The organism is Stutzerimonas stutzeri, assembly GCF_000935215.1.
Lineage (GTDB): Bacteria > Pseudomonadota > Gammaproteobacteria > Pseudomonadales > Pseudomonadaceae > Stutzerimonas.
On the sequence record NZ_JXXD01000168.1, the window covers coordinates 12,276 to 26,948 of the forward strand.

General features: G+C 60.8%; 15 protein-coding genes. 12 read left to right on the top strand and 3 right to left on the bottom strand.

Annotated elements, in window-relative coordinates:
• Window positions 1-30: 30 nt before the first annotated feature.
• Window positions 31-213 carry a hypothetical protein gene (locus LO50_RS17200; RefSeq protein ID WP_023446364.1) on the bottom strand — a complete coding sequence of 61 codons (183 nt, stop codon included), beginning with the start codon at window positions 211-213 and terminating at the stop codon, window positions 31-33.
• A gap of 151 nt (window positions 214-364) precedes the next feature.
• Here LO50_RS17200 and LO50_RS17205 point away from each other — a divergent pair, with 151 nt between their 5' ends.
• From LO50_RS17205 to LO50_RS17215, 3 genes are all read left to right on the top strand, one after another.
• The gene (locus LO50_RS17205; RefSeq protein WP_044315758.1) at window positions 365-685 is read left to right on the top strand and encodes a hypothetical protein; all 321 of its coding nucleotides are present in this window, start codon (window positions 365-367) and stop codon (window positions 683-685) included.
• 28 nt (window positions 686-713) lie between these two features.
• Complete coding sequence (locus LO50_RS17210; RefSeq protein ID WP_044315759.1) at window positions 714-1,013, top strand: hypothetical protein; 300 nt, start codon at window positions 714-716, stop codon at window positions 1,011-1,013.
• Between the two features lie 79 nt (window positions 1,014-1,092).
• Window positions 1,093-2,067, top strand: a complete 975-nt coding sequence (locus LO50_RS17215) for a tRNA dihydrouridine synthase (protein WP_003285295.1) — start codon at window positions 1,093-1,095, stop codon at window positions 2,065-2,067.
• Between the two features lie 5 nt (window positions 2,068-2,072).
• On the opposite strand, the gene LO50_RS17220 is transcribed toward LO50_RS17215, so the two are convergent.
• Complete coding sequence (locus tag LO50_RS17220; RefSeq protein ID WP_041014221.1) at window positions 2,073-2,819, bottom strand: SDR family oxidoreductase; 747 nt, start codon at window positions 2,817-2,819, stop codon at window positions 2,073-2,075.
• A 129-nt stretch (window positions 2,820-2,948) separates the two neighbouring features.
• Between LO50_RS17220 and LO50_RS17225 the strand changes: the two genes are divergently transcribed.
• On the top strand, window positions 2,949-3,395 hold the full coding sequence (locus LO50_RS17225) for an Hsp20 family protein (protein WP_044315760.1): 447 nt from the start codon (window positions 2,949-2,951) through the stop codon (window positions 3,393-3,395).
• A gap of 57 nt (window positions 3,396-3,452) precedes the next feature.
• Here the strand turns inward: LO50_RS17225 and LO50_RS17230 are convergent, their stop codons facing one another.
• Window positions 3,453-4,328, bottom strand: a complete 876-nt coding sequence (locus LO50_RS17230) for a LysR family transcriptional regulator (RefSeq protein WP_003301352.1) — start codon at window positions 4,326-4,328, stop codon at window positions 3,453-3,455.
• A gap of 153 nt (window positions 4,329-4,481) precedes the next feature.
• Between LO50_RS17230 and leuC the strand changes: the two genes are divergently transcribed.
• The 8 genes from leuC to LO50_RS17270 all read left to right on the top strand — a co-directional run bounded on the left by leuC (window position 4,482) and on the right by LO50_RS17270 (window position 14,532).
• Window positions 4,482-5,909, top strand: a complete 1,428-nt coding sequence (gene leuC / locus LO50_RS17235) for a 3-isopropylmalate dehydratase large subunit (protein WP_044315761.1) — start codon at window positions 4,482-4,484, stop codon at window positions 5,907-5,909.
• An 11-nt stretch (window positions 5,910-5,920) separates the two neighbouring features.
• Window positions 5,921-6,568 (top strand): 3-isopropylmalate dehydratase small subunit, encoded by a 648-nt coding sequence (gene leuD / locus LO50_RS17240; protein ID WP_044315762.1) that lies wholly within the window; start codon window positions 5,921-5,923, stop codon window positions 6,566-6,568.
• A 96-nt stretch (window positions 6,569-6,664) separates the two neighbouring features.
• Window positions 6,665-7,747, top strand: a complete 1,083-nt coding sequence (gene leuB / locus LO50_RS17245; protein ID WP_044315763.1) for a 3-isopropylmalate dehydrogenase — start codon at window positions 6,665-6,667, stop codon at window positions 7,745-7,747.
• 54 nt (window positions 7,748-7,801) lie between these two features.
• Entirely contained in the window at window positions 7,802-8,914 is a 1,113-nt protein-coding gene (gene asd, locus LO50_RS17250; RefSeq protein WP_044315764.1) for an aspartate-semialdehyde dehydrogenase, read from the top strand.
• Between the two features lie 135 nt (window positions 8,915-9,049).
• Window positions 9,050-10,060 (top strand): aspartate-semialdehyde dehydrogenase, encoded by a 1,011-nt coding sequence (locus LO50_RS17255; protein WP_044315765.1) that lies wholly within the window; start codon window positions 9,050-9,052, stop codon window positions 10,058-10,060.
• Between the two features lie 145 nt (window positions 10,061-10,205).
• Window positions 10,206-12,956 (top strand): motility hub landmark protein FimV, encoded by a 2,751-nt coding sequence (locus LO50_RS17260; protein ID WP_044315766.1) that lies wholly within the window; start codon window positions 10,206-10,208, stop codon window positions 12,954-12,956.
• A 35-nt stretch (window positions 12,957-12,991) separates the two neighbouring features.
• Window positions 12,992-13,819: a tRNA pseudouridine(38-40) synthase TruA gene (truA, locus tag LO50_RS17265; protein WP_014820553.1), complete on the top strand. Its 828-nt coding sequence runs from the start codon at window positions 12,992-12,994 to the stop codon at window positions 13,817-13,819.
• Window positions 13,820-13,908: 89 nt separating this feature from the next.
• On the top strand, window positions 13,909-14,532 hold the full coding sequence (locus tag LO50_RS17270) for a phosphoribosylanthranilate isomerase (protein WP_031298139.1): 624 nt from the start codon (window positions 13,909-13,911) through the stop codon (window positions 14,530-14,532).
• The last annotated feature ends 141 nt before the right edge of the window (window positions 14,533-14,673 follow it).

Genomic DNA, 14,673 nt, shown 5'->3' on the forward strand with positions numbered 1-14,673 from the left:
GGTTTATTTGAAATCAGATGGAAATACCGGTCAGGCGTGCCATGAGGGCAGGGTGCCGGGAGCTGTTGGCTGGTGTGGCAGACACTGTTTGATTGCCGGGCGAGCCTGCGGCAGGTGATGGCGACGAGCGATTCTCATCATGCCCCAGAGCATGGAGAGCGCTACCGACAGCCAACCCAGGATCATCATCAGGAGTATCAGCGCAGGTTCCATCTGGAGCTTCCTCTTTGAATCCAATATTCGTCCTTGTGGTTGTGACCCCGCGCGCTGAAAGCGGTTCCGGCATGCCATCGGTCGCTCGCCAGCGCACTCCTTGGAATCGCCGCTGCCTAAGTATCAAGTGGATGAAGCGGAGGTGTCGGACATGCGTATTCAGCTTGGTGTGCTGGTTGCAGCGCTTGCTTTAACAGTCAGCGCGCAGGATCTGGAACTACCGTTCGCTGACATCCCGTTGGCTCAGAACACGGGCGCGGCGGATCGCGGCGCCGCCGGCAATGGCTCGATGGGCATTGGCGGCGGTATCGACTATCTGGAGGATGACCAGGTCCAGTCTGAGTCAGGTGACGCATCCTCCAAGAAGCCAGCGGCGGAGCAGTACGACGACACGGCCGAACCCGGCCATGGTGGCAATGAGACCGACATGGAGCACCGTCGCCGTCCCAAATTGGAAAGACGTAGTGATTAACGCAGTCGTTCATCGATAGGAGGTAGCCATGAATCGGGCACTCACAGCGGTAACAGTATTGCTTCTGGCGGGTTCTGCGGGGGCGTACGCCGGTTCGGCGGAGAACGCCGATGACACCCGTCGTCCGGGAGCTGCAAACGAAAGCTCAGTTGAATCGAGCGAGCGTTCCGACCAGCACAGCGAAAAGTCGGAAGGCCATGACAGTCGGGACCACAAGGCGCAGCAGGGCAGTGACCTGGGCACCATGGGAACGGGTAATACCGGAACCACAGGCGGCATGGGTGCTACCACGGGAACCGACACCATTGGTGGGACCATCGAAGAATAGCCCGCTACCGGCCACGCAACATTCATAAAGGAGTCAGGCATCCGTACAATGCCCAACTTTCAACATCTATTGGCTTGGTATGCAGATCGCTTTGGCGCCCATGGAGGGGCTGGTCGACGAAATCCTTCGCGACGTTCTGACTCGGATGGGTGGTGTCGACTGGTGCGTCACCGAGTTCATCCGAGTCTCTGATCGTCTGCTGCCGCAAAGCAGCTTTCGCAAACTTGCACCCGAATTGCAGGCTGGCGCCGTTACTCGCGCCGGAACCCCTGTGCGCGTTCAATTATTGGGCTCCGATCCTGCCTGTCTGGCTGATAACGCTGCCTATGCCTGCTCACTGGGTGCGCCTGCTATCGATTTGAATTTCGGCTGCCCGGCCAAGACGGTAAACAAATCGCGCGGTGGGGCCATCCTGCTCAGGGAGCCTGATTTGCTGCACGCCATTCTCTGTGAGGTACGGCGAACTGTGCCGGCGCACATCCCGGTCACCGCCAAGATGCGCCTGGGTTTCGACAGCCCGGACGGTGCACTCGATTGCGCTCGGGCGCTGGTGGACGGCGGGGCGGGTCAGTTGGTGGTGCATGCGCGAACGAAGGTCGAAGGCTACAAGCCGCCGGCGCATTGGGAATGGGTGGCTCGCGTGCAGGAAGTGGTCGCGGTGCCGGTGTACGCCAATGGCGATATCTGGTCGCTGGAAGATTGGCGTCGCTGTCGAGAAGTCAGCGGTGCGGAGAATATTATGCTGGGCCGCGGCCTGGTTTCGCGGCCAGACCTGGCACGGCAGATCGCCGCCGCTGAACAGGGGCAAGGCATCGCCGAGATGAGCTGGGCAGAGTTTCAACCCACGCTGGTGGACTTCTGGCAGCAGGCGCGGGGCAAGATCGCACCACGCTATGCGCCCGGCAGACTGAAGCAGTGGCTGGCCTTGCTTACGCGCAACTACCCCGAGGCGGTGGCGCTGTTCGCCGCACTGCGCCGGGAGAACGATTGCGCGCGGATCGACGCGATGCTCGGCGTCGATACCGTCGGTATTCCGGTGGCGGCGCTGGGTTAGGCCGATCAGCGTCCGCCGCTGACGTCCAGCAACGCGCCGGTGGTATAGCTGGCGTGCTCACTGGCGAGCCAGAGTATGGCTTCGGCAACTTCCTCGGCTTTCCCGCCGCGCCCCATGGGCACGCTTGCCTTGACCCGCTCGATGCGATCCGGCTCGCCCCCGCTGGCGTGAATCTCGGTATCGATCACGCCGGGTCGTACCGCATTCACCCGAATGCCTTCGCCGGCCACTTCCCTGGCCAGCCCGACCGTCATGCTGTCGATGGCGCCCTTGGCCGCGGCATAGTCGATGTACTCCCCAGGCGCGCCAAGTTGCGCGGCGATCGAGGACAGGTTGATGATCGAACCACCCTGGCCGCCATGCTGATTGGACATGCGCTTGATCGCCTCGCGCGCACATAGAAAGCTGCCGATGACATTGGCACCGAGCACGCGCGTCCAGCGGGCGGCGTCCATCTGCTCCAGGCGCATCTGCTGTTCGAGCATGCCGGCGTTGTTGACCAGCACATCGAGGCGGCCGAACTCGCGATCAATCATCTCGAACATCTGCACCACCTGACCCTCGTCGGCGACATCAGCCTTGACCGTGATTGCCGATACGCCCGCAGCGTGGACCTGTTCGAGCACCTGTTTCACCGCGTCTTCGCGTTGGTGATAATTGAGGCACAGTGCGTAGCCCTGGTGGGCCGCCAGCCGGGCAGTGGCGGCGCCGATACCACGACTGGCACCTGTGATCAGCATGACTCTGGACATGGTGTTACCTCTCGTCGGCAGGCTCATTTTCTGTGCCTTGAAATCTGCATAACGGTTCCTATCTAGGGCTCAGCGGGATGCCGAAGTCGGGTCCCGCCAGTTTCAACTCGCTGATTCAGGAGGTTTATCATGAGTTCGTTTCCCATGGCCCCTCTGTTCCGGCAATCCGTGGGCTTCGATCGTTTCAATGACCTGTTCGAGTCCGCGCTGCGCAACGACACCGGCAGCTCGTATCCACCCTATAACATCGAGAAACACGGTGACGACCAGTATCGAATCGTGGTCGCAGCCGCCGGCTTCGAGGAGTCCGACCTCGATCTGCAGGTCGAGCGCAGCGTGCTGACCATCAGTGGCGGGCCGCGCGAAAGCGAGGCCGAGAATGTCACCTATCTGCATCAGGGCATCGCTCAGCGGGCGTTCAAGTTGTCGTTCCGGCTAGCCGACCACATCGAGGTGAAAGGCGCTGCGCTGAACAGTGGCCTGCTCAACATCGACCTGGTGCGCGTGGTGCCGGAAGAGGCCAAGCCCAAGCGCATCCCCATCAATGCCGATCAACGGCCCGCGCTGGAGGGTTGATCTGCAAGGAAGAGAAGGGCGCCATAGGGCGCCCTTTCTTGTAGTTGTCTCGTCTGGTCAGTCACCGCGTTCAGCATCCAGTAGCGCCATGAAAGCCCTGGCCGCATTGGACAGGGTGCGTTCCCTGTGCACGATGTAGCCAAGTTGCCGGGTCAGCTGAATGCCAGGCAGAGGCAGGCTGACCACCTGTTCGTCGAGCATGCTGCGCGGCAGTACGCTCCAGGCGATCCCGATGGAGACCATCATCTTGATGGTTTCCATATAGTTGGTGCTCATGGTGATATTGGGCGTCAGGCCCTCACGCTCGAACAGTCGCTGGGCGATGTGGTGAGTGAAGGTGTTGCCGCCGGGAAAGACGGCAGGGTGGCCGGCGACATCGGCCAGACGAATATCCGCCTTGCCCGCCAGCGGGTGCTCGGGCGCGACAACGAAATCCAGCGGGTCGTCCCATACCTTCATTGCCCGGACCGGCTCGGCAGTCTGCGGCGCCAGGGTGATGACCGCCAGTTCGGCGCGGCCATGCAGCACTTCGTCGTAGGCGACTTCCGAATCGAGAAAGCGAATATCCAGGCTGACCTGCGGATAAGCGCGGGTGAACGCGCGTAGCAAGGGCGGCAGGCGGTGCAGGCCGATGTGATGGCTGGTCGCCAGGCTCAGCCGGCCGCCAATGTCGCCGTTGAGGTTGGTCAAGGCGCGGCGGGTGTCGTCCAGTACATTCAAAATCTGATAGGCCCGCGGCAGCAGGGCTCTTCCTGCCTCGGTCAGGCCAATCTCGCGGCCGAGCCGGTCGAACAGTCGCACGTCCAGCTGCGATTCCAATGCGGCGATGCGTTTGCTGACTGCAGGCTGGGTCAGATGCAGGCGCTCCGCGGCCAAGGAAAAGCTGCCCGTTTCCGCGATGGCGATAAAGGCATTGAGGTTGGCCAGGTCCATGAACGATCTCTATCCGTTGATGATTCGGATTCCTGTAGGGAATGCTTGGGATGAAAAATATGAATTTGAGTAATTGAATGCAAGTCCCTAGCATCGTCCCCATAAGCGCAAGGGCTATTCGCCCCGCATAGAAAGCAGATGAGGAAAAGTCCGATGGCCGGCAAGACGCTCTACGACAAGCTCTGGGAAATGCACGAGGTGAAACGTCGCGACGATTGTTCGTCGCTGATCTACATCGACCGCCACATCCTGCATGAAGTGACTTCGCCACAAGCGTTCGAAGGTCTGCGTCTGGCCAATCGCAAGCCATGGCGCATCGACGCCAATATCGCCACGCCGGACCACAACGTGCCGACCACCAAGGGCGAGCGTCAGGGCGGGCTGGAAGCCATCGCTGACGAGGTCTCGCGCATCCAGGTGCAGACGCTGGACGAGAACTGCGACGATTTCGGCATCCTCGAATTCAAGATGAACGACGTGCGTCAGGGCATCGTCCACGTCATCGGCCCGGAGCAGGGCGCGACACTGCCCGGCATGACCGTGGTTTGCGGTGATTCGCATACGTCCACCCACGGCGCCTTCGGCGCGCTGGCCCACGGCATCGGCACCTCCGAGGTTGAGCATGTGCTCGCCACCCAGTGCCTGGTCGCCAAGAAGATGAAGAACATGCAGGTGCGCGTCGAAGGCAAGCTGCCGTTCGGCGTCACCGCGAAGGACATCGTGCTGGCTGTAATCGGCAAGATCGGCACCGCTGGCGGTAACGGCCATGCCCTGGAATTCGCCGGCAGCGCGATTCGCGATCTATCCATGGAAGGGCGCATGACCATCTGCAACATGTCCATCGAAGCCGGTGCCCGCGTAGGCATGGTGGCGGTGGATGAAAAGACCATCGCCTACGTCGAAGGGCGTCCGTTCGCGCCGAAGGGCGACGACTGGGACAAGGCGGTCGAGCTGTGGAAAGGCCTGGTCTCCGATGTCGACGCGGTGTTCGACACCGTCGTCGAGCTCAAGGCCGAGGACATCAAGCCGCAGGTCAGCTGGGGCACTTCGCCGGAAATGGTGCTGGCTGTCGATCAGAGCGTGCCGGACCCCGCTGCCGAAGCCGACCCGGTCAAGCGCGATTCCATCGTTCGTGCGCTGAAGTACATGGGCCTGGCGGCCAACCAGCCGATCACCGATATCAAGCTGGATCGCGTGTTTATCGGTTCCTGCACCAACTCGCGGATCGAAGATCTGCGCGCTGCCGCCGAGGTCGCCAAGGGGCGCAAGGTTGCCGCGAACGTCAAGCAAGCGCTGGTGGTGCCGGGTTCCGGCCTGGTCAAGCAGCAGGCCGAGGCAGAAGGACTGGATAAGATCTTCATCGAGGCCGGCTTCGAATGGCGTGAGCCTGGCTGCTCCATGTGCCTGGCGATGAACCCGGACAAGCTGGGCAGCGGCGAGCATTGCGCTTCGACCTCCAACCGCAACTTCGAAGGCCGGCAGGGCGCCGGTGGTCGTACTCACCTGGTCAGCCCGGCGATGGCCGCCGCTGCTGCGGTGACCGGTCACTTCATCGATGTACGCGAACTGATCCAGGCCTGAGGAGAGAACTGATGAAAGCCTTCACCCAACACACCGGCCTGGTCTGTCCGCTGGATCGTGCCAACGTCGATACCGATCAGATCATTCCGAAGCAGTTTCTCAAGTCCATCAAGCGCACCGGCTTTGGCCCTAATCTGTTCGATGAGTGGCGCTACCTGGACGTCGGTCAGCCGAATCAGGATTGCTCGCAGCGTCCGGTGAACAAGGACTTCGTGCTGAACTTCCCGCGCTACCAGGGCGCCAGCGTGCTGCTGGCGCGTGAGAACTTCGGCTGCGGCTCCTCCCGCGAGCACGCGCCGTGGGCCCTGGAGGAGTACGGTTTCCGTACGATCATCGCGCCGAGCTTTGCCGACATTTTCTACAACAACAGCTTCAAGAACGGCCTGCTGCCGATCGTGCTGAAGGAAGAGGAAGTCGATGAGCTGTTCGCACAGGCCGAAGCCAACGAAGGCTACCAGCTGACCGTGGACCTCGCTGCGCAGGTCGTGACAGGCCCGGACGGCAAGCAGTACGACTTTGAAGTCGATGCCTTCCGCAAGCACTGCCTGCTCAACGGCCTCGACGATATCGGCCTGACGCTGCAAGACGCGGACGCGATCAAGGCGTTCGAGACCCGTCACCAGCAGAGCCAGCCATGGCTGTTCGGCGCCATCAAGTGAGATAAGGGCAGGGTGGATGATGCGTCATCCATCCACTTGCAGGGTTTCGGTGGATGAACACAACGGCGTCCACCCAAGTGAAAATCGAGGAATGTGATGAGTAAACAGATTCTGGTTCTGCCCGGTGATGGTATCGGCCCGGAGATCATGGCCGAGGCGGTCAAGGTGCTGCAGCTGGCCAATGACAAGTTTCAGCTGGGCTTCGAGCTGAGCTACGACGAGCTCGGTGGTGCGGCTGTCGACAAGTACGGCGTGCCGCTGGCCGATGAGACCCTGGAGCGTGCTCGTGCCGCTGACGCGATCCTGCTGGGCGCCGTCGGCGGGCCTAAGTGGGACACCATCGATCCGGCCATCCGTCCCGAGCGCGGCCTGCTGAAGATCCGCTCCCAGCTGGGGCTGTTCGGCAACCTGCGCCCTGCGCTGCTCTATCCGCAACTGGCCGATGCGTCGTCGCTGAAGCCTGAGATCGTGGCCGGTCTGGATATCCTGATCGTGCGCGAGCTGACCGGTGGCATCTACTTCGGCCAACCGCGCGAGAGTAAGGTGCTGGAGAACGGCGAGCGCATGGCGTACGACACGCTGCCGTACAGCGAGAGCGAGATCCGCCGCATCGCCAAGGTCGGTTTCGACATGGCCATGGTGCGCAACAAGAAGCTCTGCTCGGTGGACAAGGCCAACGTTCTGGCGTCCAGCCAGCTGTGGCGGGCGGTGGTCGAGGAAGTCGCCAAGGACTACCCGGAAGTCGAACTCAGCCATATGTATGTCGATAACGCTGCCATGCAGCTGGTGCGCGCGCCGAAGCAGTTCGACGTGATCGTCACCGACAACATGTTCGGCGACATTCTGTCGGACGAGGCCTCCATGCTCACCGGCTCGATCGGCATGCTGCCGTCGGCGTCGCTGGACGCCGGTAACAAGGGCATGTACGAGCCGTGCCACGGGTCGGCGCCGGACATCGCCGGCAAAGGTATCGCCAACCCGCTGGCGACCATTCTCTCGGTTTCGATGATGCTGCGTTACAGCTTCAATCAGGTAGCTGCAGCCGATGCCATCGAGCAAGCGGTCAGCGATGTGCTCGACCAGGGCCTGCGCACCGGCGACATCTGGTCCGAAGGTTGTAGCAAAGTTGGTACTCAGGCGATGGGCGATGCAGTAGTCGCGGCCCTCGCGAAGTTGTAATCTTTTGGCCCGCGCTGAATGGTGCGGGCCACTTTTTCTATAGGTGTAGTTGCGATGAAACGTGTAGGTCTGATCGGTTGGCGCGGTATGGTCGGTTCCGTGCTCATGCAGCGGATGCTGGAAGAGCGGGACTTCGACCTGATCGAGCCCGTGTTCTTCACCACTTCCAATGTCGGCGGCCAAGGGCCCGATATTGGCAAGGAAACCGCTGCGCTGAAGGACGCCTACAGCATCGACGAGCTGAAAGGCCTCGATGTGATCCTGACCTGTCAGGGTGGCGACTACACCAATGAGGTCTTCCCCAAGCTGCGCGAAGCCGGCTGGCAGGGCTATTGGATCGATGCCGCCTCGTCGCTGCGCATGCAGGACGATGCGGTGATCGTGCTCGATCCAGTGAACCGTCGCGTGATCGACCAGCAGCTCGATGCCGGCACCAAAAACTACATCGGCGGTAACTGTACCGTCAGCCTGGCGCTGATGGGCTTGGGCGGTCTGTTCGAGGCCGGGCTGGTGGAGTGGATGAGTGCCATGACTTATCAGGCCGCATCCGGCGCCGGCGCGCAGAACATGCGCGAGCTGATCAAGCAGATGGGTGCCATCAATGCGGCTGTGGCTGACGATCTGCTCAATCCCGCCAGCGCCATTCTGGACATTGATCGCAAGGTGGCCGAAACCCAGCGTAGCGAAGCTTTCCCGGTGGACAATTTCGGCGTGCCGTTGGCCGGCAGTCTGATCCCGTACATCGACAAGGAACTGCCGAACGGGCAGAGCCGTGAAGAATGGAAGGCGCAGGCCGAGACCAACAAGATCCTCGGTCGCTTCAAGAGCCCGATCCCGGTTGACGGCATCTGTGTACGCGTCGGTGCCATGCGTTGCCATAGCCAGGCGCTGACCATCAAGCTGAACAAGGATGTGCCGATCTCCGATATCGAAGGACTGATCAGCCAGCACAATCCCTGGGTCAAGCTGGTGCCGAATCACCGTGATGCCAGCATGCAGGAGCTGAGTCCGGCCGCAGTCACCGGAACGCTAAGCGTGCCGGTCGGCCGTCTGCGTAAGCTCAACATGGGCTCGCACTACCTGGGCGCGTTCACCGTGGGCGACCAGCTGCTGTGGGGCGCCGCGGAGCCGCTGCGGCGTATGCTGCGTATTCTGTTGGAGCGTTGATACGCTCTCGATGAAATACCGAGCGCCGCGACTTGTTCGCGGCGTTTTCGTTTATTCGATACGCCGCTCGGCGGCGCTGGTTGCAGTGATCTGCTATTTCGCTACAGTGCCGGTCCTTAATGCATGGAGGTGGCGATGCCTACAGGTGTCGGTGTTGCGGTTGTAGGTGCAGTCAGCCTGGTAGGCGAGGCGCTGGTTGAGGTGCTCGAAGAGCGTGGGTTTCCGCTTGCCGAGCTGCACTTACTTGACCATGAGGAAGGCGTTGGGCAATCCGTTCCGTTCAAGGGGCGTAACCTGCGGGTTAGCGATGCGCATCGCTTTGATTTCAGTCGCACCCAGTTAGTCTTCCTCGTGGGCGATGCGACGTTGGCTGCCGAATGCCACGTCAAGGCCATGGCTGCAGGTTGCAGGGTAGTTGATCTGTCCGGTTCTATTCCTGTGGCTCAACAACCATGCCTAGTGCCAGAGGTGAACGCGGCCCTGTTAGATGGCTCGGCTGGTGTGCGCTCCGTTGCCAGCCCGTTGCCGGAGTCGGTCGCATTGGCAATCGCTCTAGCCCCAATTCGGCAACAGCTTGGCTTGCGGCGCGTTACCGTGACGGCCTGTTTGCCGGTATCTAGCCGCGGCAAGGCAGGCGTTAAAGAACTTGCCCGGCAAACAACCGAGTTGTTGAACGCCAGACCGCTGGAGCCCCGCCTATTTGGTCGGCAAATAGCATTCAACATGCTCGCGCAAACCGACAACGTCGATGCGCAAGGGCATGGCAAACAGGAGAGAAGGCTGGTTGAGGAGCTTCGTCAGCTCTTGGACCTTCCTGAACTCACGATCAGCGCGACCTTTATTCAGGCGCCGACTTTCTTTGGCGAAAGTCTCGTCGTTTCATTGGAGGGTAGCTGCGAGGCGGACGCCCAAGCTCTGTCATCGGCTCTGGACGCAGCTCCGGGAGTCGAAGTTGTGGAGTCGGACGACTATCCGACGGCCGTCGGTGACGCCGCTGGGCAGGATGTCATCTACGTTGGGAGAGTCCGCTGCGGTATCTGCGATCGACGCGAAGTCAATTTGTGGATTGTGTCTGATAACGTGCGAAAAGGCGCGGCACTAAACGCTGTGCGGTCCGGTGAGTTGTTGATAAAAGAGTATCTGTAAAAGATACTTACTGGTAATTCAAAGAATATTTCTAGCCGATGCGCTGAACGGCTTATCGCTGATGGGGAGCCACCGCTAGGTGGCGCGGGCAGTGACATAAGAGCCTCTCGTAGTTCGAGAAAAAAGATAAACAAGGGATTAAATAATGGTTCGGGTTCGCAATCTGGTGCTGGCAATCGCGGCTGCTACCGCGCTGACTACAGAAATGGCCCACGCGCTTGGGTTGGGAGAGGTCACGCTTCAGTCGTCATTGAATCAACCGCTGATCGCGGAAATCGAGCTGCTGGATGCAAACAGCCTGGCGCCCGGGGAGGTGATCCCGGTATTGGCCTCGCTCGAAGAATTCAATCGCGCCGGTATTGATCGCCAGTACTTTCTGACGGACCTGAAATTCACTCCAGTGCTGCGTCCGAACGGAAAGAGCGTCATTCAGGTTTCGTCCAGCAAGCCGGTACGCGAACCCTATCTCAATTTTCTCGTAGAGGTGCTCTGGCCCAGTGGGCGCCTGCTCCGTGAGTACACCCTGCTGCTCGATCCGCCACTCTATTCACCGGAAACCGCAGCGGCCGCAGCACCGCAGTTGCCCATTTCCGCTCCGTCCCGAACAGTAGAGCCAGTACGCTCTGCGCCAGCTCGTCCGTCTACAACGCGCTCGACCGCAGTTCAGCCGGTAAGCGCGCCGCAGAGCGGCGGTAGCGAGTACAAGACTTCTGCGCGCGACACTCTCTGGGAGATCGCGGAGCGCAATCGTCGCAATGGAACGGTTCATCAGGCGATGCTGGCTATTCAGGATCTCAATCCTGATGCTTTCATTGGCGGCAATATCAACCGGATGAAGAGCGGGCAGGTACTTCGTCTGCCGGATGCCGAGCAGATATCGACTCGCTCTCAGGCCGAAGCGATCGCTCAGGTCGCGGAGCAGAACGCGGCATGGCGTCAGGGTAGTGGTGGCGCGGTTGCAGGCGCTCGCCAACTGGACGCGACCCGTCGTACTGAAGCTGGAGCGGCGCCGTCGCGTAGCGAGTCTCGTGACAGCCTCCGCCTGGTGGCGGCTGATGCGGGCAAGGAAACTGCCGGCTCCGACACCGGGGCTGCCGAAGGCGGCCAGGCCTTGCGTGACAAGCTGGCGGTGACCCAGGAGAGTCTGGACTCCAGCCGTCGTGAGAACGACGACCTCAAGGATCGTCTGAATGATATCCAGGGGCAGCTGGAAAAGCTGCAACGGCTTATGCAGCTCAAGGATGACCAGCTTGCCAAGCTGCAGGCCCAGGTCGGTGCCGAAGGCCAGGCCCCGGCGCTGGACGCCAACGCCAGCCAGCCTGCTGCCGCAAAAACAGAGCCCCAGGCAACTGAAGGTAGCACGCAAGAGCCGGCCCGCGCTGACGGTGACACCCAGGCTGATTCTGCTGTTGATACCCGGCAGGAACCTGCTCCAGTCGTTGCTCCGGCACCGGCCGAGCAGTCTGCGGCGTCCAAGCCTGCTGCAAAGCCAGCCAGCCCAGCGAAACCGGTCGCACCTGTTGTTGAGCCTGAGCCCAAGAGTCTGATTGACGATCTGCTGTCCAACACTTTGCTGCTCGGCGTCGTCGGTGGTAGTGCCCTGTTGCTGTTACTGCTGGGTCTGATGGCTCTTTCGCGCCGCAATGCGATGAAAGAGGCGGAGCTGCAGGAAAGTCTGATGGCGGATGACACGGTCGACGATCTGCGAGTGGAATCGCCAGCGTACGTCGATTTGGGACAGGAACATCAACTTGAACCGACTTCCTTCCATGCCGACGCTCCGGCTGCGTCGGATGAGCTGACTTCCACTACAGGTGATGCATTGGCCGAGGCGGACATCTACATCGCTTACGGCCGCTTCAATCAGGCTGCAGAACTGCTACAAAACGCCCTTAATGACGAGCCTCAGCGGAGCGATCTGCGGCTGAAGCTGATGGAAGTGTATGCGGAGCTTGGCAATCGCGATGGCTTCGCCCGTGAAGAAGCTGAGCTACGTGAAATCGGCGGCGCTACCACCGAAGTCGAGCAGCTGAAGTACAAGTATCCCGCCATGGCCGCGGCGATCGGAGGCTCGGCAGCTGTCGCCGCCACTCATATGGACATGGACAGCCTCGACCTTGATGATCTGCAGCTCGACGAGCCGGCCGCGCCGGCGGCAGGGCAGGATCTGGACGATGCATTCGACCTCAGCCTGGATGATCTGGACATCGATCTGAACGAGGAGCGTCCGGCTGCACCTGCGGACGACTCTTTGGACTTCGACGACCTGACGCTGGATGAGCCGGTTACCGAGCGTGAGACCTCGCCTGCAGCCAGCGATTTCTCCTTCGATCTCGCAGAAGATAAGTCTGCGCAAGACGCCGAGCAGGACGATCTTTCCGATTTCTCGTTCGATCTGGACAGCGACAAAGGAACGGAGCAAGCCCCTACAGAGTTTTCGCTCAATCTCGACGAGGAGCCGGTTGAAGGTCCTGCCGCGTTTGAAAGTGATGATCTCGATTTCGAACTGTCGGAGCCTGCAGCGAACCCGAGCGACAATTTGCCCGAAGGGTTCGATATTTCGCTGGATGAGCCCGAGTTTGAGGCGCAACCGGAAACCTTTGCCGACAAGCTGAACGAAGTAGAGGCTGATCTGGATGATCTGTCCAAGGAACTGGAGGAGCCGGCCACTGCTCCTGTTGACAACTTGGCTACGACTGACGCCGACGGCGGTGGGGAGGACGACTTCGATTTCTTCTCCGACACCGACGAAACTACCACCAAGCTGGATCTCGCCAGAGCCTATATCGACATGGGCGACGCTGAAGGTGCACGCGACATCCTGGATGAAGTGATTTCCGAGGGTAGCGATGTCCAGCAGCAAGAAGCGCGAGAGATGCTCGCCAAACTAGCCTGATCATGACCCAAGCAGTACCCCAAACGGCAGCCGAAATGGCTGCCGTCGGCGTTTCCAGGATCGCGCTTGGCGTCGAATACAAGGGATCGCGCTATCGCGGATTTCAGCGTCAGCGCGCCGGTGTGCCATCCATTCAGGAATCACTCGAAACCGCGTTGACCAAAGTGGCGGGTGGTCACTCCGTCACGCTGAGCTGTGCAGGTCGCACAGACGCGTTGGTCCATGCCAGCGGGCAGGTCGTGCACTTCGACACGCCGGTCTCGCGAACCATGCACGCATGGGTGATGGGCGCGAACATGAACCTCCCATCCGACATCAGCGTCACCTGGGCGAAGGAGATGCCGCGTCATTTCGATGCGCGCTTCAGCGCGATGGCTCGCCGTTATCGCTATGTGATCTACAACGATCAGATACGGCCGGCGCACATGGCCGAAGAGGTTACCTGGAACCATCGCCCACTCGATATCGAGCGTATGCGTGCCGCTGCCACGGCGTTCGTGGGAACACATGATTTCAGTGCCTTCCGGGCCAGGCAGTGTCAGGCCAAGTCGCCGATCAAAACCATTCATCACCTGGAGCTGCTGGAGCACGGTCGGCTGATCGTCATAGATGTTCGGGCCAATGCCTTTCTGCATCATATGGTGCGCAACTTCGCTGGCGTTCTGATGACCATTGGTGCGGGTGAGCGGCCAGTGGAATGGGCTGCGCAAGTGCTGGAGTCTCGTGTGCGCCGAACGGGCGGAGTGACAGCGCACCCGTACGGGCTCTATCTCATCGAAGTCGATTATCCCGAAGAGTTCGAGCTGCCGAAGCGCTATCTCGGTCCGCACTTCCTGTCGGGTTTGCCGGACGTTCGTCGCTAATGAATTAGGCGGGAGCCGTTTTGCCTATTCGCTTGCAGGTGGCAGGTCTTTTGTTACCATCCGGTTTCCTTTTTGGCAGGTAGCATCCGTTGTCAGTCGTTCGCAGCAAAATATGCGGGATCACTCGCGTCGACGACGCCTTGACAGCAGCCAAGGCGGGCGCCGATGCCATCGGCCTGGTTTTCTATGCCAAGAGTCCGCGTGCCGTCGATGTGCGGCAGGCACGTGAGATCGTCGCGGCATTGCCACCGTTTGTCACGACGGTAGGCCTGTTCGTCAACGCCAGCCGCTGCGAGATCAACGAGATACTCGACGCCGTTCCGCTGGACATGCTGCAGTTTCACGGCGATGAAACACCGGCGCAGTGCGAGGGGTTTCATCGGCCGTGGTTCAAGGCGCTACGGGTAGGGAACGGCGAGGATATCGAGGCTCAAGTCGCGCGTTATGCAAATGCCAGCGGCATCCTTCTGGATACTTTCGTGGCAGGGGTGCCGGGTGGGACGGGCGAACGCTTCGATTGGTCGCTGATCCCGGCGGCGCTGGCCAAGCCGCTGATTCTGGCAGGTGGACTGACCTCCGAGAACGTTCAGCAAGCCATTGCCCAGGTTCGTCCGTACGCAGTGGATGTCAGCGGCGGGGTGGAGGCGAGCAAGGGCGTCAAGGATGCTTCCAAGGTGATGGCCTTTGTCGGTCGGGTTCGATCGGCTATGTGACGCCTGGGCAGCCTTTGCCGTCCAGTAACGAGTCGCTGGTGAGACCAGTAGCGTGATTCCTTGCCTGAAGGAGTCGGAGTTTCGCGGCTGCGCCGATAGGCGCATCGCTCACGCGACCAAGAGCGCCTGATACGCGTGGTC